This window comes from Cyanobium sp. NIVA-CYA 375 (genome assembly GCF_056108345.1).
The window spans coordinates 1-1,163 of the sequence record NZ_JBSYHW010000222.1; the positions used below are offsets into that span (position 1 = coordinate 1).

Annotated in this window: 1 protein-coding gene; it reads right to left on the reverse strand. The window is 64.0% G+C overall.

Annotated elements, in window-relative coordinates; genetic code table 11:
- Window positions 1-846, reverse strand: an 846-nt coding sequence (locus AC01FP_RS17690) for a DUF2887 domain-containing protein (RefSeq protein WP_474482046.1), incomplete at its 3' end; no start/stop codon positions are given.
- Window positions 847-1,163 lie beyond the last annotated feature (317 nt).

Consider the following 1,163-nt stretch of genomic DNA (forward strand, 5'->3'; position numbering starts at 1 on the left):
GGGCAGGGCCTGGATGAGAGCGGTGGTTGCCTCGCTCAAGGGGCCGCAGCGGCGGTTGAGCAGACGCAAGGTGACGGCAGCAGCCTCAGCCGCACGGCCGCTGGCCTCACCTTCCTGCCGGCCTTCCTGCCGGCCTTCCTGCCTACCTTCCTGCCGGCCTTCCTGCCTACCTTCCTCAATCCACTCCTGTGCAACACGGGTATGGCGTAAATCTTTGGCGGGAATGGTTGCGATTTCCATGAGGTCCTTGCGAGTGAGTAGGGGAAGCCGCTCCAGAAGGATAGTTTGAACGGCGGGAAAGAGATCTGGTCGGCGGACCAGGATCTGCTGGGTGCTGGCCGGCAGTTCGGCCTCTGGTCGCACCGGCAGCGTGAGCAGGGTGAGCAGTGGATCGAGATCAGGCTGCTGGCCCAGCTCCTCCAGGCTGAGCCAGATCACCCCATCAACAAACGCCTGCAACTGCTGCGGCAAAAGGGCGGGGCCAAGCTTGAGGCGCCGGTGCGGCACCACCACGACCACTGCCAGATGCTGCACCTGGGGGTTGAGCTGCAGAAAGCGAAAGCTCTGGGCCCCCAGCCGGTGCTTGAACCCCGGCTTGGCGTGCATCTGCACCTCCAGCAGCACCACCGGCTGCTCCGGCGTACCCGTATCCCCAGAGCGGGGCCAGAACGCCCCATCGAGACGATGGTTGGCAGCTTTCAGCTCCGGCGCCTCAAAACGGTAGAGCGCATCGCCAGGCGCATCCGGCCCCAGGGAGGGAGCCTCAGCGGCACCATGCGGCAAGAGCAAGGCGATCAGATCTGGGGCGCTCTGAAACAGCCCGTAGAACCAGTGATCGGTTTTCAAACCCCACCCACTGACACCGGCCAGCCCTCCACATCCCGATCACGCAACAGTACGCTTGTACTGTTGCGCTGGGCCTCCGTGCTTTCACGGGTTTTCCAGCCAAGCGCCTGCGGTGGGCAGGCTCTTGCGCCCCCCAGCCCCTCATACAACCGCTTGAACAGAAGCCCCCCGCCCAATCGCCTAATACGTCCACCCCAGCTCCGCCAAGCGCTCAGGGTCGTAGAGATTGCACCCATCAACGATCAGCTTCTGGCGCAGGGCGGTGGCCAGCTGATCAAAGTTGGGCGCCATGAATCGCTTCCACTCCGTGCAGATCA